Source organism: Pediococcus ethanolidurans (genome assembly GCF_001437405.1).
Classification (GTDB): Bacteria; Bacillota; Bacilli; order Lactobacillales; family Lactobacillaceae; genus Pediococcus; species Pediococcus ethanolidurans.
This window is the reverse complement of sequence record NZ_JQBY01000028.1, coordinates 1-23,426: the sequence shown is the minus strand read 5'-3', so window position 1 is coordinate 23,426 and position 23,426 is coordinate 1. Positions and strand designations below refer to the sequence as shown.

Annotated in this window: 20 protein-coding genes; 18 read left to right on the top strand and 2 right to left on the bottom strand. The window is 36.8% G+C overall.

What is annotated here, in order from left to right:
• Positions 1–342 precede the first annotated feature (342 nt).
• Both wecB and IV87_RS09645 read left to right on the top strand, forming a co-directional pair.
• The gene (gene wecB, locus IV87_RS09650) at positions 343–1,467 is read left to right on the top strand and encodes a non-hydrolyzing UDP-N-acetylglucosamine 2-epimerase (RefSeq protein ID WP_057807756.1); all 1,125 of its coding nucleotides are present in this window, start codon (positions 343–345) and stop codon (positions 1,465–1,467) included.
• A gap of 4 nt (positions 1,468–1,471) precedes the next feature.
• Positions 1,472–1,891, top strand: a complete 420-nt coding sequence (locus IV87_RS09645) for a GtrA family protein (RefSeq protein WP_057807754.1) — start codon at positions 1,472–1,474, stop codon at positions 1,889–1,891.
• Between the two features lie 36 nt (positions 1,892–1,927).
• On the opposite strand, the gene IV87_RS09640 is transcribed toward IV87_RS09645, so the two are convergent.
• Complete coding sequence (locus tag IV87_RS09640) at positions 1,928–2,389, bottom strand: flavodoxin (RefSeq protein WP_057807752.1); 462 nt, start codon at positions 2,387–2,389, stop codon at positions 1,928–1,930.
• A gap of 85 nt (positions 2,390–2,474) precedes the next feature.
• On the opposite strand from IV87_RS09640, the gene recX reads away from it, so the two are divergent.
• The 9 genes from recX (at position 2,475) to IV87_RS09595 (ending at position 14,006) form a co-directional block, all read left to right on the top strand.
• Positions 2,475–3,290, top strand: coding sequence for a recombination regulator RecX (recX, locus tag IV87_RS09635; RefSeq protein WP_057807750.1), 816 nt, complete (start codon positions 2,475–2,477; stop codon positions 3,288–3,290).
• A gap of 24 nt (positions 3,291–3,314) precedes the next feature.
• A complete protein-coding gene (locus IV87_RS09630; protein ID WP_057807748.1) occupies positions 3,315–4,517 on the top strand; it encodes a serine hydrolase domain-containing protein in 1,203 nt (400 codons plus the stop codon).
• Positions 4,518–4,645: 128 nt separating this feature from the next.
• Positions 4,646–5,203, top strand: coding sequence for a DUF402 domain-containing protein (locus IV87_RS09625; RefSeq protein ID WP_057807746.1), 558 nt, complete (start codon positions 4,646–4,648; stop codon positions 5,201–5,203).
• Between the two features lie 258 nt (positions 5,204–5,461).
• Positions 5,462–6,568, top strand: coding sequence for an AI-2E family transporter (locus IV87_RS09620; RefSeq protein WP_057807744.1), 1,107 nt, complete (start codon positions 5,462–5,464; stop codon positions 6,566–6,568).
• A 108-nt stretch (positions 6,569–6,676) separates the two neighbouring features.
• Positions 6,677–7,081: a glycerol-3-phosphate cytidylyltransferase gene (tagD, locus tag IV87_RS09615; protein ID WP_057807742.1), complete on the top strand. Its 405-nt coding sequence runs from the start codon at positions 6,677–6,679 to the stop codon at positions 7,079–7,081.
• A gap of 105 nt (positions 7,082–7,186) precedes the next feature.
• Positions 7,187–8,026 (top strand): hypothetical protein, encoded by an 840-nt coding sequence (locus IV87_RS09610; protein ID WP_057807740.1) that lies wholly within the window; start codon positions 7,187–7,189, stop codon positions 8,024–8,026.
• Between the two features lie 16 nt (positions 8,027–8,042).
• A complete protein-coding gene (locus IV87_RS11255; protein ID WP_057807738.1) occupies positions 8,043–10,061 on the top strand; it encodes a CDP-glycerol glycerophosphotransferase family protein in 2,019 nt (672 codons plus the stop codon).
• Between the two features lie 10 nt (positions 10,062–10,071).
• Positions 10,072–11,649: a peptide chain release factor 3 gene (locus IV87_RS09600; protein WP_057807737.1), complete on the top strand. Its 1,578-nt coding sequence runs from the start codon at positions 10,072–10,074 to the stop codon at positions 11,647–11,649.
• Positions 11,650–11,870: 221 nt separating this feature from the next.
• Positions 11,871–14,006 carry an LTA synthase family protein gene (locus tag IV87_RS09595; RefSeq protein ID WP_057807735.1) on the top strand — a complete coding sequence of 712 codons (2,136 nt, stop codon included), beginning with the start codon at positions 11,871–11,873 and terminating at the stop codon, positions 14,004–14,006.
• A gap of 84 nt (positions 14,007–14,090) precedes the next feature.
• On the opposite strand, the gene IV87_RS09590 is transcribed toward IV87_RS09595, so the two are convergent.
• Positions 14,091–16,334 (bottom strand): ATP-dependent Clp protease ATP-binding subunit, encoded by a 2,244-nt coding sequence (locus IV87_RS09590; RefSeq protein WP_057807733.1) that lies wholly within the window; start codon positions 16,332–16,334, stop codon positions 14,091–14,093.
• A 248-nt stretch (positions 16,335–16,582) separates the two neighbouring features.
• On the opposite strand from IV87_RS09590, the gene IV87_RS09585 reads away from it, so the two are divergent.
• The 7 genes from IV87_RS09585 (at position 16,583) to IV87_RS09555 (ending at position 23,138) form a co-directional block, all read left to right on the top strand.
• Entirely contained in the window at positions 16,583–16,780 is a 198-nt protein-coding gene (locus tag IV87_RS09585; RefSeq protein WP_057807730.1) for a hypothetical protein, read from the top strand.
• 162 nt (positions 16,781–16,942) lie between these two features.
• The gene (locus IV87_RS09580; RefSeq protein ID WP_057774159.1) at positions 16,943–17,209 is read left to right on the top strand and encodes a phosphocarrier protein HPr; all 267 of its coding nucleotides are present in this window, start codon (positions 16,943–16,945) and stop codon (positions 17,207–17,209) included.
• Positions 17,209–18,930: a phosphoenolpyruvate--protein phosphotransferase gene (gene ptsP / locus IV87_RS09575; RefSeq protein WP_057807728.1), complete on the top strand. Its 1,722-nt coding sequence runs from the start codon at positions 17,209–17,211 to the stop codon at positions 18,928–18,930. Before IV87_RS09580 ends, ptsP begins: the two co-directional genes overlap by 1 nt.
• 93 nt (positions 18,931–19,023) lie before the next feature.
• Complete coding sequence (locus IV87_RS09570; RefSeq protein WP_057807726.1) at positions 19,024–19,803, top strand: alpha/beta fold hydrolase; 780 nt, start codon at positions 19,024–19,026, stop codon at positions 19,801–19,803.
• Positions 19,804–19,894: 91 nt separating this feature from the next.
• Positions 19,895–21,070: a glycosyltransferase family 4 protein gene (locus IV87_RS09565; protein WP_057807724.1), complete on the top strand. Its 1,176-nt coding sequence runs from the start codon at positions 19,895–19,897 to the stop codon at positions 21,068–21,070.
• Positions 21,071–21,094: 24 nt separating this feature from the next.
• On the top strand, positions 21,095–22,102 hold the full coding sequence (locus IV87_RS09560; protein ID WP_057807758.1) for a glycosyltransferase family 4 protein: 1,008 nt from the start codon (positions 21,095–21,097) through the stop codon (positions 22,100–22,102).
• Positions 22,103–22,106: 4 nt separating this feature from the next.
• Positions 22,107–23,138, top strand: coding sequence for a lysylphosphatidylglycerol synthase transmembrane domain-containing protein (locus IV87_RS09555; protein WP_057807721.1), 1,032 nt, complete (start codon positions 22,107–22,109; stop codon positions 23,136–23,138).
• Positions 23,139–23,426: the final 288 nt, after the last annotated feature.

Sequence of the window (23,426 nt, the reverse complement as noted above, 5' to 3'; positions counted from 1 at the left end):
ATTATATTTCGATCTATGAATATTTCAGGATTTCTTTTTCAAATTAAGAATTTTGGTTTAGACTTAAAGGTTGAAAGTATCAAAATCACTTCAATAACTGATGTTAAACGACTTAAACTCCAAAAAATAGTTTAACTGCCGTCCTACGGCTCACCCGTTCCAGCCCGGTTTTGCTGGAAGACGGCATTTAAGTCTAATTTTGTTACCATGAACACTTTTGTGTCAGGCAATTAGATACACTTTTGTTCTTTCAATTTTTAGTTTAGACTTAAATATTGGCGAGTGGCGCGGTATAATGTTTTACAAGAACAATTATTGACTAGGCGGTGGTGGAGGATTATTTTGAAAAAATTAAGAGTCATGACAATCTTTGGGACACGGCCAGAAGCAATTAAAATGGCACCCATTATTTTAGAAATGAATCAACGAAAAGCAGAATTTGAAGCGATTACGGTAGTTACAGCTCAGCATCGAGAAATGTTAGATCAGGTTTTAGAGATTTTTAAAATTACACCAGATTATGATTTAAATATTATGAAACCTAAACAAACCTTGAGTGAAATTACTGGCCGGGTTTTAAATAAACTGGATGTCATTATCCAAGAGGCTAAACCAGATGTGATTTTAGTCCATGGAGACACGACGACCACCTTTGCGGCCAGCATCAGTGCTTTTTATCATCAAACTCCGCTAGGTCATGTGGAAGCGGGTCTACGAACTTGGGACAAATATTCACCATTTCCGGAAGAAATGAATCGTCAATTAACTGATGTTTTGGCCGATTATTACTTTGCGCCTACCACGTTAAGTAAACAGAATTTACTTAAGGAGAACCATCCAGAGGCTAATATTGCGGTTACTGGCAATACAGCAATTGACGCGCTTCATGAAACCGTGAGAGAAGATTATCATCATGCGGTGTTAGATTTAGTAGATCCCAATCATCGTTTGATTTTGTTGACGATGCATCGCCGTGAAAATCAGGGCGCACCTATGCGTCGTGTATTTAAAGCTATCAAAAAAGTTGTGGATACTCACGATGATGTTGAGATTATTTATCCAGTGCATTTGAGTCCCGCGGTGCAACAAGCTGCTCATGAGGAGTTGAGTGATGATGCGCGCATTCATTTAATTGATCCGTTAGACGTGGTCGATTTTCATAATTTATCGGCACGAAGCTATTTCATTATGACGGATTCGGGTGGCGTACAAGAAGAGGCACCGTCATTAGGAAAACCAGTGCTAGTGTTACGGGATGAAACGGAACGTCCTGAGGGTGTTACGGCAGGTACGTTAAAGTTAGTGGGAACGGATCCTAAGACGGTGACGGATGCCATGCTGGAATTACTAGATAATTCACAAGTTTATCAAAAAATGGCAACAGCAAAGAATCCTTATGGGGATGGGAACGCGGCGCAACATATTCTCGATTTCTTACAACAAAAATTTAATGATAAGCGGAGTTAAAGCAATGAAAAGCTTAATAAAAAAGAATCAGGCAATCATTTTGTACCTTATTTTTGGTGTTTTAACAACCGTTGTCAATATTGGTGTTTTTTACCTTTTTAATACCTACACCAATTGGAATTATCAAATTAGTAATGGGATTGCTTGGGTTGCTTCTGTGTTAGTTGCTTTTTTTACGAATAAAGTGTGGGTTTTTAGCTCAGGTTATACCACATGGCGTGCGTTTTGGCGCGAGCTGGGATCCTTTTTCTTCTTTCGTTTATTGACCTACTTTATGGATGTGGCAATTATGTGGGTTGGTATTTCACTGATGAATCAAAACGAACTACTTGTAAAAATCGTTGATAATGTGATTGTGGTGGTTGTGAACTATATTTTCAGTAAACTAATTATTTTCAGACAACGAGGTATAAAAAAAGATTGAAATCGATAAACTGTTCCAATCTTTTTTAAATATTAGTTAGTTTTGGGAAGCATTGTAACTATCAACTAATTTTTTGGCAAATGCATCAAGTTGATTAAGATCTTCTTCGGACTCAGGTGCTAAATTAATTTTGACGGGTTCTGCGCCTTGTTTAGCGTTGGCAGCTTTGAAAGCTTTAGCAAACGCGTCAACCGCAATACAATAGAATTCTTCATAGAAGACATCACCTGATCCGGCGACACCAAAAATTTTACCCTTAAGATCTAAATCGGACAGTTCTTCATAAAAGTCCATTCCTTCTTCAGGTAAAGCACCTTCGTCGTAGGTATATGGAACCACAACACAAATATCAAAATTTTCAAATTCATCAGCATCCGTTTGTGAGATCTCAGATTCATCAACTTCAACACCGAGATCTTCGAGTGCTTCAGCAATGATGTCGGCACAATCTTCGTTATTACCGGTAATTGTTGCAAAAACAACTTTTGCAGTTGGCATGTTAGTTCCTCTTTTCCTTATAAGTCCTAAAGAATTATAGCAGACAAATGCAGTTTAGTGAATGTTTTCAGCAGGGAGGTTCACCATGGCAGAAAAAGAAACGACTCCAAAGGTAACAAAAATTACGACACAAAAACGTGAAGGCAGATATAATGTTTATTTAGATGATCACTATGCGTTTCCAATTAGTGAAGATGTGATGATTAAGTATCGCATTTTTAAAGGGATGGAAATTGATAAAAAATTGCAGGCTGAAATTTTAGCAGCCGATGACGTTTCTAAGGCGTATTCACGTGCACTGACTTATTTATCAGGGCACTTACGAACAGAAAAAGAAGTTGAACAAAAACTTCGTGAAAATGAAATTCCTGAGCCAACGATTGAAGCCACTTTGAAAAAGTTAAGAGAATTAGATTTGGTTGATGATTTGCAGTATGCGGCCAGTTACGTACGCACAATGGCACGAACTTCTGATAAGGGTCCCGTTGTCATTAAACGTAATCTACGTACAAAAGGCGTTTTAGAAAATGATATTGAAACGGGATTAAGAGAATATTCTGCTGAAGATCAAGTCGAAAATGGAATTGAAATTGGTGAAAAATTAAGTCATCGTTATCGTCGTGAACCTGTTTCAAAAATGAAACAAAAAGTTCGTCAGGGGTTAATGACGAAGGGATTCACAGGAGATGTGATTACGCAGATTTTGGATCAAATGCACTTTGAAATTGATCCTGAGTTAGAGGATGAAAAATTAAAAAGTGAATTTGAAAAGGTTTGGCATCGTAACCGACGTTATGCTTTTTCGCAACGTAAAATGCGTACTAAACGAACCCTATATGGGAAAGGGTTTCAATCAGATGCGATCAATCAGTTACTCGATCAACAAGAAAATATTGAATAAGTAAGAGATTTATGGGGGAGAAAAATGAAAAAGTATTTATGGTGGGGATTATTAGGTGTCTTAATTTTTGGTGTGTTGGTTGGAAGTGTGGGATTTGCCTATCACAATTATCGAGTTATGCGAATGGGTGATCCAACTTTTTATAATCGTTCAACAAAAGATGTTCCCGCACGCAAACTTGTTCCGAAAACATTTGTACCACGGAGAATTATTTCTCAGCAACCAAAGCTATCGCAAAGATCAAAAGAAATAAAACAGGCGCTTAATCCATTACTCGGTGCCAATCACTTTGTAGGTACCATCTTGATTGTGCAAAACGGGCAACCAATTTACAATCAGGGTTACGGTTATGCTAATTTTCAAAAGCAAGCATTCAACAATGCCAATTCAGAATATCAGATCCTGTCTATGCAAAAATCCATGACGGCAATGTTATTGATGCAACAAGTTCAGGCAGGTCGGCTGAGCTTAACAGATCATTTATCTAAATTCTATCCACAAGTACCCGGAGCAAAGAAAATTACGATTCGAGCCATGTTAAATATGATGACGGGATTGCGCATTCATAAATTTTCAACGCGTTCTCTTTCCGGAGATGGGGTGGTAGATTATGCTGTTCATCACGTACGTTTTTTATCTAAGCAAAACCATAAATGGTACTACGCACCGGTTAATTACACGTTGTTAGCAGGGATTTTGCAAAAAGTTTCTCATCATTCTTACTATCAGTTGTTCAACCAGCATATCATTCGGTTACTACATTTGCGTCATTCAGGTTTTGTGATGATGGCAAAACGTGCTAAGTGGCTATCCACACCGTATCATAATCAAACTGCGAAGGACGATTCGGTAAACTATTTACAAACGTTTCATGAGTCACCGGCCAATCAACATAATGAACTAGCAACCGGGAATGTGTATATGAATGCCAGTGATTTTTACAAAGTTAGTCGCGCTATTTTACAGGCACGCTTTTTAACTGCCGAAAATACGGCAATTTTACATGATGCGGAAGGCAACATTAAAAATTATGGTGGTGGTCTGTATGGAGCTCAAAATAATAGTTACTGGAGTCATGGTGTTGGTTATGGTGAAGAAAGTGGCATGATGATCAGTAAAGATGGCCAAAACGCAGTCATTATGTTGAGTAATTACCATATGAAAAAATCTGCTTTAGTACAGCAATGTCATCAGATTTATCAGAATTTACTCAATGGTGTTTACTAAAACTACAGGGTTTGACAATAAATTAAGTAAGACTAGCACTCGTTCTTTCGTCTGCTGGTCTTTTTTGATATAATGATGAGTGGAATTCTAAGATTTAAACCCTCAGAATTAGAAAGCTGTGTCATAGAATGAATCGCAAATCTAAGAAACCTAGAGCAGGGGACTATATTGCGATCAAAAGCTATAAACACGATGGTAGTTTGCATCGGACGTGGCGGGATACAATGGTATTAAAGAATAGCGATGATGAGTTTATTGGTTGTAACGACCATACACTTGTCATTGAAGATGATGGGAGACGATGGGTAACTCGCGAGCCAGCCATAGTTTATTTTCATAAAAATTATTGGTTTAACGTGGTCACCATGATTCGTAGAAACGGCGTATCAAATTATTGTAATTTGGCTTCTCCATATGTGTTAGATGAAGAGGCACTTAAATATATTGATTACGATTTAGATGTAAAAGTCTATCCGAATGGGGATCGAAAGTTATTAGATATTGATGAATATGAACGATTTAGCCGTCAGTGGCATTATCCAAAAGATACTGATCAAATTATTCGTTCTAGTGTAGTTACACTGATTGATTGGATTGATCAAGGAACTGGACCGTTTTCAAATGAATTTATTAACATCTGGTACCATCGTTATCTGGAACTTGTTCAACGTAATAACCAGCGTTGATTTTGATCGTGATATGAAATGGATCAAGTAAATTGATTCCAAGTCTGCATAAAATACAACTGGCAATGTTTGATCATTCAAATATTGCCAGTTTGTTTTTAAGTTTAAAGGATGAAAGGATAACTACTTATTTTTCACAAACAATGTAATGTAAAGGTTATGAAAAAAGAATGGTGAATAGGCTATAATGGAAACGTTATGGAATGGAAGACAAGAATCAAAATTTCTTGTTTTTACTGATAGAAAAGGAGTCACGCGATGTTTGATAAAATTAGACGATCTCCCTTAATGTTTTGGACACTTGAATTACTGATTGTGGCAACGTTAATTTACGTCTGTACGAAAATTAATTTTTTGTTTGCACCAATTGGGACATTTATTTCAACAGTATTCGTTCCCGTTATTTTATCTGGGTTTTTATTCTATTTATTGAATCCGTTGGTTAAATTAATTCAAAAAATTAAGTATAAAAAGTTTCATATTAATCATACCTGGGCAGTGGTCATCGTTTTCTTACTTCTGATTGGAATCATTGGTTATGCCTTAGGTTGGATGATCCCAAGATTGGTTAATCAGGTGGCGCAGTTAATTGAAAGTTTACCTTCAATTGCAAGCAATTTGCAAACCGCTTCACAGCATTTTCTTGAACATTCTGATTGGATCAAAAATGTCGATTTAGATCCTTATATCAAGAAAATGAACAGCTCAATCGGTACATATGCCGAGTCAATCCTTAGTACGATGACGAGCAGCATCGGGACGTTAATTTCAACTATCACTAGTGTCACCGTTGTTATTATCACAGTTCCAGTTATGTTGTTTTACATGTTAAAAGATGGTTGGAAATTGATGCCAACTGTCAAACGACTACTGCCAACCAAAAACGCGGATACGATTGTTGATTTATTTGATAAGATGAGTGCAACATTGTCTTCATATATTGCTGGTCAGGTATTAGAATGCCTGTTTGTTGGAACGTTTACGGCAATTGGTTACGTGATTATTGGGCAACCGTATGCATTGTTGTTGGGCGTTGTGGCTGGCATTTGCAATATTGTGCCTTATATTGGGCCATATATTGGTATTTTTCCCGCTCTTTTGGTCGCACTGACGGATTCAACTATGCAGGTTGTTTGGGTTATTGTGGTTGTTTTGATCGTCCAACAGGTTGATGGAAACCTAATTTATCCTAATATTATTGGGCGAAGTTTACAGGTTCATCCGCTAACAATCATTATTTTATTGTTAGCAGCTGGAAAGATTGCGGGAATTCCGGGAATGATTTTAGCGATTCCGGCATATGCAGTTGTTAAGGTTATTGTCGAATTTGTTTATCACATTTGGATACTGAACAGTCAGGAGTAAGTAAACTTAACTTAATCTTTGTGATTAGGTTGAATTTACTGGAATGGGTTAACATATTTGTGGTAATATTGGAAAGTATTTAATATTACAGTCTTAGGAGAATGAACATTGAAGAAAGTAATTACGTATGGGACTTTTGATTTAATTCATAAGGGACATATTCGTTTGCTCAAACGTGCCAAAGCATTAGGTGATCATTTGACAGTTTGTGTGTCAACTGATGAGTTTAACGCGTTAAAAGGCAAAAAAGCATATACAAGTTATGAAGATCGTAAATATATTTTGGAAGCCATTCGTTACGTGGATGAAGTGATTCCAGAAACTGGATGGGATCAAAAAATTAAGGATGTTCAGGAACGCGACATTGACATTTTTGTCATGGGCGATGACTGGAAAGGTAAGTTTGACTTTTTAAAGGACTATTGTAAGGTCGTTTACTTGCCACGAACTGAGGGTATTTCAACAACAAAGATTAAGCGTGACTTGGGTCTTGCAAAGGATAGTAAAAAATAACAATTAAACAAAAACTGGGGGTTCTCCTCAGTTTTTTCTTATATCTAGTCCTATTTTTGAAAGTATGGATAATAAATTGAATTTTAGATGACAAGAGGATTTGTGATGAAAAAAGCCTTAATCTTGGTGACGGATTCCGTTTCGATTAAGAATCCGTACCTTTTAAAAACAATACAAAAACTAACAAACAATCAAATTCAAGTAACCGTTTTGGTGATGATTCTAGATTTTCATTTGGCATCTAAAATAACTGAGAAGTTGACTCAAAAAATAAATGATAGTCATTTTAAAGCCCAGATTATTAATTGGTTTGAGCTATTACAAGACCAGCAAGGAATTACAACAGATTTACAGGGCTTGGAGGCTGTTCAATCGAATCACTTACAGAAAAAAAGTTTTCGTTTAACCGAACAAAAGACAGTCGAGAGATTTTTTGATCATCATGCACTTATTGGTGAACAGACTTTTAGAGCCGATAAACTAAATCTGTTTAAAAGCTTTGATAATGGCAAATTACTGGCACAGTACTATTTTGATGACCAACAAAAGGTTCGTGAAGTGGTTCATTTTCAAGAAGGACAACCAGTTACGTATGAAGTGTTAAATAATCATCAACAAAAATTATATCAATTTGTGGTAAAACCGTCTCAGTCCCATCGTTTCAAAGTTGCAAGTGACAGCGAGTTTGCAACACGGGGGGCAACCATCAATCAAGAAATATTTAAAGGCACACCACGAAATACGGTTCAAATCGAAATTGTGAATGCACAATATAGTGTGCATGATTATGTTACGTGGCGCCCTTATCAAAATGTGTTTGAATTTTATGCTGAACAAATTCGGCAATTAACCAACAATGGCCAGGATACGGGTGTGTTTATGGACTTGAAAGATGTTGAGCCATTGAGTCCCTATTTGGAAACAGTAAAGACCTTTAATTATTAAGAGAGGAGGTAGTATTATGCGGGCAATCTTGTCTAATGTACAAACAGAAGCTAAGGAACAGCACTACGAAATTGAGTTGATCGATCTAACACAACAAGTCAAAAATTTGCGCATGTTTTTTATTGAAGAGGAATCATTAGAAAGCTTTATGATCAAGCATGTGGAAATTGATGGAAATATGCTGCAGTTTAAGCTACCTTCTGAACAATTAGAAGGTAGTTTTCCCGGACAGCTCCGTTTTGACTGGGAATTGTATTTGCAGTGGGAAGAAAATGAACACTTTGAAACAGTTCAGGTTGAAAATGAGTTTGTTGCAAATAAGCAACTGGGTTTAAATCTATTTCAAAGATTTGAAACAGACTTTGCTGGTTATGTAAATATCGAGGTCTATCATGGCACTAATGCCGACTTGTTTGAATTGAAAAATGTACAGCATGTAGCCGATGGAATTTTGTTATTTGGAACAAAACAAATTAATGAAGCACACTTACAAAATATTGTGATGACGGTGCAAGATGTAACGGACCAGAAGCGCATTATTCAAATTACAAAGGATTTGAGTCGCTATTCAGATTTATTTGTATTTAAAATTCCAATTACTGAACTGATTGTGGGTAAACAGTACAAAGTATTGATTAGTTATAAATTTAATGGCGAGAGTTTGGAACAACGGGTCGGAATAACCACACAATTTGATCCAGATAGTGATTTTGTTAAAAATATTAACGGCAGTCTAGTTTGTTTAGATGTGGCTTACGACAATATGTTGATAGTTTCCCTACCCATCCCAGAAAGTACGACTCAACGCCTAACAAAGCGATTCTATTCACAATTAAAACGACCGCTTTCGTTGGCAAAGATGATTCTTTCAAAAGTAAAATTACGTTTTATCAAACGACTATTCAAGCGACAACGACTGCCGTACCAAAAACCAACAATTGTGTTTGAAAGTTTTGGTGGACGACAGGTTTCTGACAGTCCGTTAGCCGTTTATCAGGTGTTTAAACAGTTTTATCCAGGTTATAATTTAATTTGGTCAATTTATCCGGAACTTAAAAGCTTTTGTCGCGAACACGGCATGCAGTATGTCGTTCGAAATAGTGTAGAATGGGTGTCTGTTATGCGGCGTGCACAAAGCTGGGTTAGCAATGCTCGTTATCCATCATGGGTTAAAAAGTCCAAGTTTACCTTTTACTTACAAACTTGGCACGGAACGCCCTTGAAAAAATTAGGATTAGATATTAAGCAAGTGACAATGCCGGGAACAGATACTTTGTCCTATCACCGTAACTTTACTCGCGAGGCCAATCGGTGGGATGCTTTAATTAGCCCGAATGATTATTCAACTAATATTTTCCGATCTGCTTTTGGATATAAAAATCAAATTTTAAAAATTGGTTATCCACGTAATGATGAATTGATTAATACAACTGCAGATCAAATTAAGGCTTTAAAAGAAAAAATGGGCATCCCTCAAGATAAAAAGGTGGTGTTATATGCACCAACTTATCGAGATAATTCATTTATTACAACTGGTAAGTACACGTTTAAACTACCATTTAGTCTGCAAAAATTTCAGGAACAATATGGTAAGGACACAATTCTCATTTTGCGGATGCATTATTTAATTGCGAACCAAATTGATGTTTCTGACTTTAAGGATTGCGTTTTGAATCTTTCCGATTATCCTAATATTAGTGAGTTATACTTAGTTTCGGACCTGTTGATTACCGATTATTCTTCTGTTTTCTTTGATTATGCCTATTTAAAACGGCCGATATTATTTTATCCATATGATTATGAAATGTATAAAAATGAGTTGCGTGGCTTCTATTTAGATTATGAACACGAGCTTCCAGGTAAAATTGTGCATTCAGAAACAGACATGTTTACGGAAATGAAAAATGCGCTAACACACGCAGATATGACGAATAATGAACGTTTTCAGCAGTTTTATGACCGCTTTTGTGCGATCAATAGTGGTGACTCGTCTCGAAAAGTAGTAGATTATATTATAAACACAATTAAGAAGTAGGAAGGTATTTATGAACGAAACAAAATTAGATCAGGCAGTAGCAAAGCGGCGAACCTTTGCCATTATTTCTCACCCTGATGCAGGGAAAACAACAATCACTGAACAATTATTGCTGTTTGGAGGAGTCGTACGTGAGGCCGGAACAGTTAAGGCCCGTAAGTCTGGCAATTACGCGAAATCAGATTGGATGGAAATCGAAAAGAAGCGTGGAATTTCAGTTACCAGCTCTGTGATGCAGTTCGATTATCAAGGTAAACGAATTAATATTTTGGATACTCCAGGCCATGAGGATTTTTCTGAAGATACGTATCGAACCCTAATGGCAGTCGATTCAGCCGTTATGGTGATCGATTCTGCTAAGGGAATTGAACCACAAACAAAAAAGCTATTCAAAATTTGTAAAATGCGTGGTATTCCAATTTTTACGTTTATGAATAAACTGGATCGTGACGGTCGTGAACCGTTAGATTTGGTAAATGAGTTGGAAGAAGTTTTAGGAATTGATGCTTATCCTATGAATTGGCCAATCGGAATGGGCAAGGGGTTGCGCGGCTTATATGATCGTTATAACAACCGTGTAGTTTTGTATCGCAAAGATGATCAAGGAAATCAGTATTTGCCGCTAGATAAAGAAGGTAAACTTTCAACTGAGTATTCCTTAACTGAAGATAGTGCCTATCAGGATGCCCAAGATGATATTGATCTTCTTAGTGAAGCAGGTAATTCATTTGATGAGGCCAAGATTGCTTCAGGTGAACTAACTCCTGTTTTCTTTGGATCGGCGTTGGCAAACTTTGGGGTTAAAACATTTTTAGATACGTATCTAAAGTATGCGCCAGCACCAGCAGCGCATGTGGATCAAGCCGAAGAAAAAATTGTTCCTGATGATGCTCAGTTCTCTGGATTTATCTTTAAAATTCAGGCTAATATGAATCCTAATCATCGTGATCGAATTGCCTTTGTGCGTATTTGCTCTGGTGAATTTGATCGGGGGATGGACGTCACTTTGCATCGAACTGGTAAGGTCATTCGGCTATCGAATTCAACCCAATTTATGGCGGATGCACGACATACGGTGGAAAAAGCGGTAGCTGGGGACATCGTTGGTCTTTATGATACTGGTAATTTTCAGATTGGTGATACTATTTATTCTGGCAAGCATGACATTCAATTTGCGAAACTACCACAATTTACACCAGAATTATTTGTGCATGTGGCAGCTAAAAATGTCATGAAACAAAAATCATTCCATAAAGGAATTCAACAATTAGTTCAAGAAGGCGCCGTCCAATTATACACAAATTATAATACGGGTGATTATATTTTAGGTGCGGTTGGACAATTACAATTTGAGGTTTTCCAATTTAGAATGTTAAACGAATATCATTCAGAAGTTGTGATGGAGCCAATGGGGAAGAAAATTGCCCGCTGGATTGATCCGGAACAATTGGATGAAAAGATGTCATCTTCACGGAATCTTTTGGTGAAGGATCGCATGGATAACCCATTATTCTTATTTGAAAATGAGTTTGCTGAGCGATGGTTTAAGAGCAAGTATCCAGAGATTAAGTTAACGGCTAAACTATGATCTAAGCAATTATAAAGAGGGCAATTCCAATTTTTAAAAACTTGGAATTGGTCTTTTTTTGTGAACTATTTTGATTAAATGGAGTTTAAAGTTATCTAAAATCTCTTAAAATGCAGAGTAAAGGTCTATTAAAAAAACTAATTTTCAGTTATACTTATTTAGTTTATATGAACGATTTTAAAGTTCAAATTTAACTGTTGATGCGTAATGGAGGTTCAACTATGAGTCAAGCGTGGCATAAGATCCGACGGGGATTAAATACTCGATTTGGATTTTTCTTGTTCGCCGTTATTTTATTTTGCATAAAATCCTATATGGCTTACCAAATGAAATTTAGTTTGGGTGTTCAAGGCAATATGCAAGAACTAATTTTGGCTATTTCGCCAATTGCAACGGCTTTATTTCTTTTTGGAATTGGTTTGTATTTTCGGGGACGCTGGGCTTATTGGTGGATGATCCTGATGGATGCTATCCTCTCAACTTGGTTGTTTGCAAATATCTTGTATTATCGTGAGTTTTCAGATTTTATTACTTTTAATCTGATCAAAGGTTCTGGTTCTACATCTGATAACCTCGGAAAAAGTTTAATGGGAATCATGCGAGGAACTGACTTCTTGGTCTTCGTGGATGTTGCGTTTTTGATTCTCTTATTACTTATTCGCTTTATCAGAATTGATAGTACGCCGTTTAAGTTTCGTTATGCACTCGCAACTACTATTTTATCCATTGGTGTGTTCGGAGTGAACCTAGGAATGGCTTATAGTAACCGTTCAGGGCTTTTAACCAGAACATTTGATAATAATTATATTGTGAAATATTTAGGTTTACAGACTTACACAGCCTATGATGCCATTAAGACGTATCAAAATAGTGAACAGAAATCAAAAGCATCGGATAATCAGCTGAAACCAATTGAAAAGTTTTTGAAAGAACATCACGTTTCTTCAAACATTCAATACAAGGGTGTTGCAAAAGGCAAAAATGTTTTTGTCATCCATTTGGAAAGCTTGCAGCAGTTTGTGATTGATAAAAAGTGGGACGGACAAGAAATTACGCCTAACTTAAACAAGCTGTATCATGAAAAAGATACGCTAAGCTTTGATAATTTCTTTAATCAGGTAGGACAGGGTAAAACAGCTGATGCAGAAATGATGTTGGAAAACTCATTATTTGGGTTAGCTGAAGGTTCTGCGATGGTTATGGATGGTACTAGCAACACTTTCCAAGGCGCACCGGCTATTTTAGATCAAAATGGGTATACTACGGCTTCATTCCATGGCGATGTGCCAAGTTTCTGGAATCGTGATAATGCGTATAAATCGTTTGGGTACGAGTACTTCTTCAGTAAGGAATATTATAAAATCAAACCAGGCTATGTGAGTGGCTATGGGATGAAGGATAAGATTTTCTTGAAAGATGCTATGAAGTACGTTGAACAGTTACCACAGCCCTTCTACGCCAAATTAATTACGGTTTCTAATCATTATCCTTACCTAATTTCGAAAAAGGACTCTTCAATTAAAGCTTGGGATACTGGAGATCCAACTGTAGACCCATATGTTCAAACGGCACATTATTTGGACCAATCAATTGGTGAGTTACTTAGCTATTTGAAGAAATCTGGTCTAGAAAAAAATAGCATGCTAGTTTTATACGGTGATCATTACGGTATTTCTAATAACCATAAGGCTGCAATTGCAAAAATTTTAGGATTAAAACAAATTGATAACTACAATTTGGCAATGTTCCAAAAAGTACCATTCATGATCCATATGCCCGGCTTAAAGGGTGGAATTGATCATACTTATGGTGGTGAAATCGATGTAATGCCAACTTTAATGAATTTGCTTGGAATCAATGATTCAGGGGCAATTCAATTTGGTCAGGATTTACTATCCAAGGATCGTAATCAAATTGTTTCCTTCCGTGATGGTGATTTTGTTTCACCGAAGTACACGAAGTATGGGAATGATTTGTACTTTACTAAAACCGGGCAGCAAATAACGAATAAAACGGCGACAGAGAAAAAAGAAGTTGCTAAAATTCAGGCCTATGTTAATAAGGAATTGTCATTATCTGATTCTGTTATTAATGGTGATTTGTTACGCTTTTCTAAACACAGCTGGTTTAAAACAGTTGATAAGTCTAAATACAACTATAAAAAATCAGCAGGCCTAAAACAATTAAGTGAAGCACAATCCAAAGAACCAACTAGTTTATTGAAGAAAAATAAGGGTAAGTCAACCTTAGATCTTTATAAGACAGATGCACCCGAATTGGCAAATGAAAGTTCAAGCAGTAGTAGCAGTTCGTCTTCATCCTCTTCTGCTTCAACGTCATCATCTTCTTCAAAATAAAAATATGTACAAAAATACTCGTGTGAAACGAATTACGATTTAACGTAATCAATTTCATACGAGTATTTATTTTATAGATAGTGATTAAGCTTTTGAAGAAGTTGAGGTAGCCTTTGCATCGGCTTCATTCTCAACTGCTAAGGTGATGTTGCCGTCAGCGATCTTAGCAACAAGATTCTTAGCATCTGGATGATCTAGATAATAATCTGCAATGCGATCTTCAATCTGTTCTTGAATAACACGACGTAATGGACGCGCACCCATCTTCGGATTGTAACCTAACTCAACTAATTTCTCTTCAACTGGTTCTGTAACATGAACATGTAAGCCTTGCACGGCTAACATTTGATTTACATTACCAATCATTAAGTCAACAATTTTCATTAAGTTTTCCTTAGTAAGGGAGTTGAATTCAACAATATCGTCAAAACGGTTCAAGAATTCAGGTTTAAAGTAATTACCCAGTTTATCCAAGATGGAATGAGTTTTACCTTCAGATGCAGCACCAAAGCCCACATCTGCTTCAACATCACCACTACCTGCATTAGAAGTCATAATGATAATTGTGTCCTTGAAACTAACCGTTCGTCCTTGAGAATCCGTTAAACGGCCATCATCAAGGATTTGAAGGAACATGTGCATGACATCGGGATGAGCCTTTTCAATTTCATCAAGCAAGATCAAGCTATATGGGTGACGGCGAACTTGTTCAGTTAGTTGACCTGCTTCCTCGTAGCCAACATAGCCAGGAGGCGAACCAATCAATTTAGAAATTGAATGTGGCTCCATGTATTCACTCATATCAAACCGAATCATGGAATCTTCTGAGCCAAAGAGCTCATTAGCTAATTGTTTGGCCAACTCAGTTTTACCAACACCAGTAGGGCCTACAAAAAGGAAGGAGCCAATTGGTCGACCAGTCCCGTTTAAACCAATTCGATTTCGACGAATCGCTCGGGCAATTTTTTCGACAGCCTCATTTTGACCAATGACATGTGCTCGTAAGTCATCACCGAGGTTTTTCAATTGTTCTTGTTCACGCTTTTGTAATTCGCCAACTGGAATATCAGTTTTTTCTTCAATGATTTGTTCCATATCTTTGTCGGTGACAGTTGGTACTTGCCCTTGATTAGTTGCGCCAGATTTAGTTTTTTCTAGTTTGTTAACTTGATCACGGTAATAGGCTGCTTTCTCATAATCCTCAGCTTTTAAAGCATCCTGCTTGTACTTTTCAGCATTATCAATTTTTTGTTGGATGGTATTGGGATCCACTGTGTTAATGGTGAGGTTTTTCTTAGATCCAGCTTCATCCAATAAATCGATTGCCTTATCAGGTAAGAAACGATCTTGAATGTAGCGTTTCGAAAGTTTTGCGGCAGCCTCGATAGCGTCATCTGTGTATTTAACATGATGATAATCTTCGTACTTCTTTTGAATACCTTTTAAAATTCGAATGGACTCTTCAACACTTGGTTCATCAACCTGAACTGGTTGAAGACGACGAGCCAAAGCAGCATCCTTTTCAATATCACGATATTCATTTAAAGTGGTTGCACCGACGAGCTGAAAATCGCCCCGGGCAAGAGCGGGCTTCAAAACATTACCAGCATCCATACCGCCTTCAGCATTACCAGCACCAACAATTTCGTGAATTTCATCAATAAAGATAATGACGTCTTTGTTCTTTTCGACTTCTTTCATAAGTTGCTGCATCCGTTGTTCAAATTGACCACGGATACCAGTTCCTTGAACTAATGAAACCACGTCCAAACGAATAATTTGTTTATTAATTAGTTTTTGTGGAACATCTCCAGCGACAATTCGTTCAGCCAAGCCTTCAACAACAGCTGTTTTACCAACACCGGCCTCACCAATTAAAACGGGATTATTTTTGGTTCGGCGATTTAAAATTTCAATAACCCTTGAAATTTCTGAATCACGACCAATGACAGGATCAATTTTTCCTTTTTTAGCCAAATCGGTTAAGTTAAGACCATATTGACCTAAAAGGCCACCTTGACCATTACGCTGATTACCACCGTTGTTACCAGTGGGACCGCTTGGTTGGGTAGGGGGAACCTGTTGATTTAATCCCTGTGGATTTTCGACATTTCCATTTTGCATTGCACGGAAAATATCGTCCAAATTTCCAAATCCAAATGGGTCTTGTGCCATGTTTGCGGCACCTCCGTTTCCTAAGTTATTTCCTTCTTGTTGTTTTAGAAGTTGATAGCAATTTTGACAAAGATCAATCTGCATCCGTTGTCCATTGACGTTAGTGTACAGATGAATCGTTGCTTCGTTCTTATGACAATTTTGACATAACATCTTGCTGTCTCCTTTCACAGAATCAAGATCAAAAATTGTTTGACCAACTTTGACCATGACCACATTATAACGCGCCAAAAAAAATCTGCAAGTAATTTGTATTGAAAATAATTCGTCTTTAAATCTACTTGCAAGGCACTTCTGTAGGTCCAAAAATTATCCTAGCACTTTACTGACTAGAGTGCCAATATTTGAACTTTCATCTTTTTTCGATTAAACTAGGTTTACTTTGAAAGGTAGGTGATTGAATGGCACGAGATTTTTCTAATTTATTGGAACAATTAAGACAGGGGACAATTAAGGAACTGACGGTTGAACCTGATGAATTTTCAGAATTTCAACCTATCTATATGAAGTATGATCAACGGAAACGAGTTATTGGATCAGCCCAACGGAATGGAAAAGTAGTTTATCACTTTGAAAGTAATGAAAACGGTGAGCAATAATTTTGCTTTTATTCGTGAAAGGGCTTGTAAAAAATTCGAGAAATTGCTATCATCAATGGGAAAGGCTGATTAATTGTTAGTAAGATGAATGCTATGTTCGTTTTATAACTTAAAAAGAAAGCCCTTACTAAAACTTATATTTTTAAAGGAGATCGATTTATAATGGAAACACGAGACTTTCATATTATTGCAGAAACAGGTATTCACGCACGTCCAGCTACTTTATTAGTACAGGCAGCCAGCAAATTCAATGCTGATGTTAAATTAACATACAAAGACAAATCAGTTAACTTGAAGTCCATCATGGGTGTTATGTCATTAGGTGTTGGTCAAAATGCTGATGTCACAGTATCCGCTGATGGTGACGATGAAAAAGAAGCTATTGAAGCACTTGCAGATACAATGAAAAAGGAAGGACTTTCTGACTAATGGCAAAACAATTGAAGGGAATTGCAGCCAGTGATGGCGTTGCAATTGCGAAAGCATATATGCTTGTCGACCCTGATCTGTCATTTGATAAGAAAACAATTGATAATCCAGATGCTGAGATTAAACGCCTCCATGACGCTTTGGATGCATCTAAAGCAGAACTAGAGTTAATTAAAAGTAAGGCTGCTAAAAGCCTTGGTGAAGAAGAAGCCGAAGTTTTTGAGGCTCACATTACGATTCTCTCAGATCCAGAATTGATTGGTAATATTGAAGACAAGATCAAAAATGACAGTGTAAATGCTGAACAAGCATTAAAAGATGTAACAGATGGCTTTATTGAAACGTTTGAAGCGATGACTGATAATCAATACATGCAAGAACGTGCGGGTGATATCCGCGATGTAACTAAGCGTGTTTTGAGTCATTTACTCGGCGTTAAGTTGCCTAATCCAGCATTAATTGACTCAGAAGTAGTGATTGTTGCTCATGATTTGACACCAAGCGATACTGCACAGTTGGATCGTAAATATGTTAAAGGATTCATTACAGATATTGGTGGTCGTACATCTCATTCAGCAATTATGTCACGAACTTTGGAAATTCCAGCAATTGTTGGAAGTGAAAAAGCAACTACTGATATTGAAGCTGGCGACACAGTTATTATTGATGGGATGCATGGACTTGCACTTGTCAATCCAGATGCTGATGAAGTTGCTAAGTATGAAAAAATGGAAAAAGACTTTTTGGCTCAAAAAGCTGAATGGGAAAAACTTCGTGATGAAAAAACATTGTCGAAGGATGGCGTCCATTTTGATTTAGCTGCTAACATTGGTACCCCTGATGATATTAAGGGTGTTGTTGATAATGGTGCTGAAGCAGTTGGCTTATTCCGTTCAGAGTTCTTGTATATGGATGCAAGTGAACTTCCAAGCGAAGATGACCAATTCGAAGCATATAAAAAAGTTGTTGAAGGCATGAAGGGCAAACAAGTTGTCGTTCGAACGATGGATATTGGTGGAGACAAGCAATTGCCATACCTACCACTTCCAGAAGAAATGAACCCATTCTTAGGCTATCGTGCTATTCGTATTAGTTTGGATCGTACTGATTTATTCCGAACTCAGTTACGCGCATTGCTGCGGGCTTCTGCCTATGGTAAATTGGCAATCATGTTCCCAATGATTGCTACTGTAGCTGAATTTAAGAAGGCTAAAGCTATCTATGAAGATGAAAAACAGAAGATGGTTAAAGCTGGAACTAAAATTGGTGACGGCATTCAAGTTGGTATGATGATGGAAATCCCTGCCGCTGCAATGATTGCTGATAAGTTGGCAAAATATGTTGACTTCTTTAGTATTGGTACAAACGATTTGATTCAATATTCATTTGCTGCAGATCGTGGTAATGAAAAAGTTTCATACTTGTATCAACCATACAATCCATCTTTGTTGCGTTTAATTAAAAACACAATTGATGCTTCTCATAAAGAGGGCAAGTGGACTGGTATGTGTGGTGAAATGGCCGGCGATCAGACTGCTGTTCCAATTTTAATGGGACTTGGTTTGGATGAATTCTCAATGAGTGCAACTTCAGTTTTGAAGACACGTTCATTGATGAAACGTCTTGACACTAAAGAAATGAAGAAATTAGCTGAAAAAGCTGTTACTGAAGCAGAAACTAATGATGATGTAATTAAACTCGTTAACGATGCCATTAAGTAACAAAATTTAGATTTGTATAAATCTCCTCGGATCATAGAATCCTGAGGAGATTTTTTTGTTATACTAAAACCGATTAAATAATGAGGTAAAAAAATGTATTTTAAGACAAGTGACGAAGTAAAGATAAATTATGAAGATGAAGGATTGGGTCCGGTAATCGTTTTTTTGACTGGTTTCGGTGGATCAAAAGAAATTTGGCATCGACAAAAATTAGCGTTGATTCAGCATAATTATCGAGTTGTGACCATGGACTTCCGCAATCAGGGAGTGTCACAACATGTCAATTGGGGGTTACGTGTTTCACGATTAGCCGCAGATGTGCATGAATTGTGTTTGTTACTAAAACTAACGGAGATAATCTTAGTAGGTAACTCGATGGGCGGGGCGGTTGTTTATGCCTATTTGTCTTTGTATTCGAGTAACCAAATTAAGCGAGTGGTGGTAGTTGATCAATCACCAAAAATGATTAATGATCACGATTGGCATTTTGGTTTTAAAGGTCTAAATTGGCAAAACTTCAAACAACGGTTACAACAGCCACTGGGCTCATCAACATTTAAACATATTGATGATGACACCTTTATCCTTGTTAAAAAAGTGACGGAAAGTCATCCTTTTGATAGCAGGCTGGATTACGAGCTTTTAATTAATCACGCAGTTCAAGATTGGCGTGATGTGTTAAGACGGTTATCAATTCCGATGCTGTTGGTAGTTGGAAAACAAAGTCCTTATTTCGATTATCGTTTTGGTTTTGAAGTTCAAAAATTAAATTCTAAGATAAGAACTAAAGTTGTGAATGAAAGTGGCCATATTGTTATGGCAGAACAATCAGAAAAATTTAATCAGCTTTTACTTGAATTTTTGTCAGAGTAGGATTAAATATTAGAGTTGTTTGCATAACGCGTATGAAACCAATATAATTAAACTTGATTAAGTAGTAGATAGTTTTTTGGGGAGGATACTTGTGAATATAGGAATTTTTACAGATACATATTACCCGCAGGTGAGTGGTGTCGCAACATCCATTAAAACACTGAGAGAGCAACTCGAAAAACAAGGGCATCAAGTATACATTTTTACCACAACAGATCCCAAAGTGGATAAAAATGTGTATGAGAGAAATATTTTCCGTTTTCCAAGCATTCCTTTTGTTTCTTTTACAGATCGAAGAATAGCTGTGAGCGGTTTGTTCAAGGCTTATCAAGTTGCAAAAGAATTAAATTTAGATATTGTTCATACTCAGACTGAGTTTTCTTTAGGCTGGATTGGAAAATTTGTTGCTAAAAATTTAAAAATTCCTTGTGTGCATACTTATCACACAATGTATGAAGACTATTTACATTATGTGGCAAATGGTCATTTGCTGCGACCTTATCATGTTAAACAAGGAACACGCGCTTTTTGCTATCATTTGACTGGGGTTATTGCACCAAGTGAACGTGTGATCAAAACCTTGAATGGTTACGGTGTGAAGGCACCAATTCGCGTCATTCCAACTGGTGTTAATGTGAATCATTATGCACAACACGAAGAAATTGATTGGCGAAAAAAGTACGGCTTTCCTAAAGAAAAGAAAATTTTGCTTTCTTTAAGCCGTTTAGCATATGAAAAGAATATTCAAGAAGTTATTAAAACATTTCCCGAAATCTTAAAGAGGGTTCCTGATAGTTTATTGGTAATTGTTGGGGATGGTCCGGCACGAGAAAGTTTGGAACAACAAACAAAGAGCTTAGGTATTACCGATCATGTTAGGTTTACCGGTGAAATTAATAATGATATTGTTTATCGCTATTATCAAATGGCAGATCTATTTGTTTCTGCATCAGATTCAGAATCGCAAGGTTTAACCTATATTGAGGCACTTGCGGCTGGACTAAAAGTGGTTGTTAAATCTAGTCCATATACAGATCAATTGTTAGATGATCCTTCTTTGGGTGTTACCTTTGAAACTGAGAAACAATTCATTCATTTTGCAGAAAACTATTTAACCCATCCAGTTAGTTTTGAGGATCCAGAACCACGGGAACGCAAACTTTATGATATTTCAGCGGATCATTTTGGTAAACAGGTTGTCGATTTCTACAAAGATTCACTAGTTTTATATGCAGATCGAGAAGAGTCTTCAAGCTTTTCTGACTAAGGGGGAAAAGATTTGCGAATTAATATGTTTTCTTCAGCAACAAAAGTTAAGGGTCAAGGTGTAGGTAGCGCATATGAAGAATTAGTTTCATTGCTCAAGACACATTTCCCGGATGAATTTAAAATAAGTATCAATAAATATAGTCGCTCTGAAATTAGTCATTATCATACGATAGACCCACGGTTCTACTTGTCGACGTTTATGCCAGGCAGAGGTAGAAAGATTGGTTATGTCCATTTTTTGCCTGAGACGATTGACGGAAGTCTAAAGATTCCACAACCGTTTCGGGGTATTTTTTATAAATATATAATTGTGTTCTATAAACGGATGGATCATATTGTGGTAGTTAATCCAACCTTTATTCCTAAATTAACGGCTTATGGAATTCCTGAAGACAAGATAACTTATATTCCTAACTTTGTGCATAAGAGTGAATTTTATGAAATGAATTTGGCAGAGAAAAAAGAATTACGAGCACAAATGAATATTGACGAACATAAATTTGTGATCTTGGGAATTGGCCAAGTTCAAGAACGAAAAGGCGTTAAAGACTTTATTAAACTCGCAAAAGATAATCCAGACATCCTTTTTATTTGGGCTGGAGGCTTTTCTTTTGGTCGAATGACAGATGGTTACACAGAATTAAAAAAAGTGGTAGACAACCCGCCTGCAAACTTGCAGTTTACTGGAATTGTTGATCGGGAGAAGTTAGTAAATTACTATAACGTTGCTAATCTTTTCTTGCTTCCCTCATATAATGAATTATTTCCGATGTCGGTGTTAGAAGCTTTTAGCTGCGGGACGCCGGTTCTGCTTCGTGACTTAGAGTTGTATCATGCCATTATTGAAGGCTATTACGATCCAGCAAAAGATGTTGCGGATATGCAGAAACAGATTGAGTATCTTTCTAAAAATCCGGCTGCGTTAGCGCAACTTCGTGAAAAATCCAATGAAGCATCAGAACAGTACTCGGAAGCGCATTTAGCAAATATCTGGCATGGCTTTTATATGCGTCAGGCAAGAGAGGGCTAAATCAATGTCAAAGAGAAATAAAATTGTACTCGTAATTATGCTGGCTTTAGGAGTCGGTATTTTTGCTTTTTCGTTGCGAAATGTCAATTTAAATCAATTGTTGCATGACATTGTGCATATTCATGTTCAGTGGTTATTGGTTGCCGTAATTTGTATGTTACTTTATTTTGGGATTGAAGCTGTGATTACCAAAATGTTTGTTGTCAGTAACGGGGATCGATTTTCCATCCGGGATGCAATTCGGATTCCTTTGATTGAACAGTTATTTAATGGAATTACGCCTTTTTCATCAGGGGGACAGCCGGCACAGTTAGTGGCGTTAATGCAAAGCGGCGTTGAAGCAGGTAGAGCAAGTTCGGTTCTTTTAATGAAATTTGTGGTTTTTCAAGCAATGATAGTGATTAACTTTATGTTTAGTTTGTTGATTGGATTTAACTATATTGCTGAAAAGATGAGTTATTTGTCTTTATTTGTGGTATTTGGTTTTCTTATTCACTTTGCAGTTATCATTGGCTTGTTGCTGGTCATGTACTGGCATGGTTTTACAAAAAAATTAATTAGTTGGATCATGATTCCAATTGGTTGGTTTGTGAAGAAAGATCGTTATGATAAGTGGAAAGTTTCACTTGATGAAAAGGTAGATACTTTTTATTTGGAGAGTGTCCGAATTAAATCGCAGTGGAAATTACTGATTAAAGTTTTTGTAATGACCTTTTTCCAGTTGTTGTTTTACTACTTAGTCCCATACTATATTATGTTGTCGCTTGGCTATACTGGTATAAATATCATTATGGTAACTTCATTACATGTTTTGATTGTGATGGTAATCTCTATTTTTCCGATTCCTGGTGGTTCGGGTGGCGCAGAATATAGTTTTGATGTCTTGTTTTCCAGTTTTATTCACAGTAATAGTAAGTTAGTTCTTGCAATGTTAATTTGGCGTTTATTAACTTATTACTTTGGTATGTTTGGTGGAATGTTTGCGTTGGTGACGAAACCAGACAAATTAAATCGAACGGTTGTAAAAAAAGTATAGTGGTAATTTATAAGCCGTCCTTTCATTTGAAAGGGCGGTTTTGCTATCTATCTCAAAAAAATAAAAACAGCCCTATGTCAAGGGAGACAAGAGCTTTGAAGGCTGGCTTCAAAAAATTGAGAGATTTAGGCTTGACCGTAGCCGGATTACTTGATATGATATTCAAGGTCGTTTTTGAGAGGCATTGCTTCTGAAAATGATAATCAAATGTTTTTAAAAAGTTGAATTTGGTTGTTGACTTTTACAAAAACAGATGATAAAGTTAAATAGTTGCGTTGAGGCGTTTAG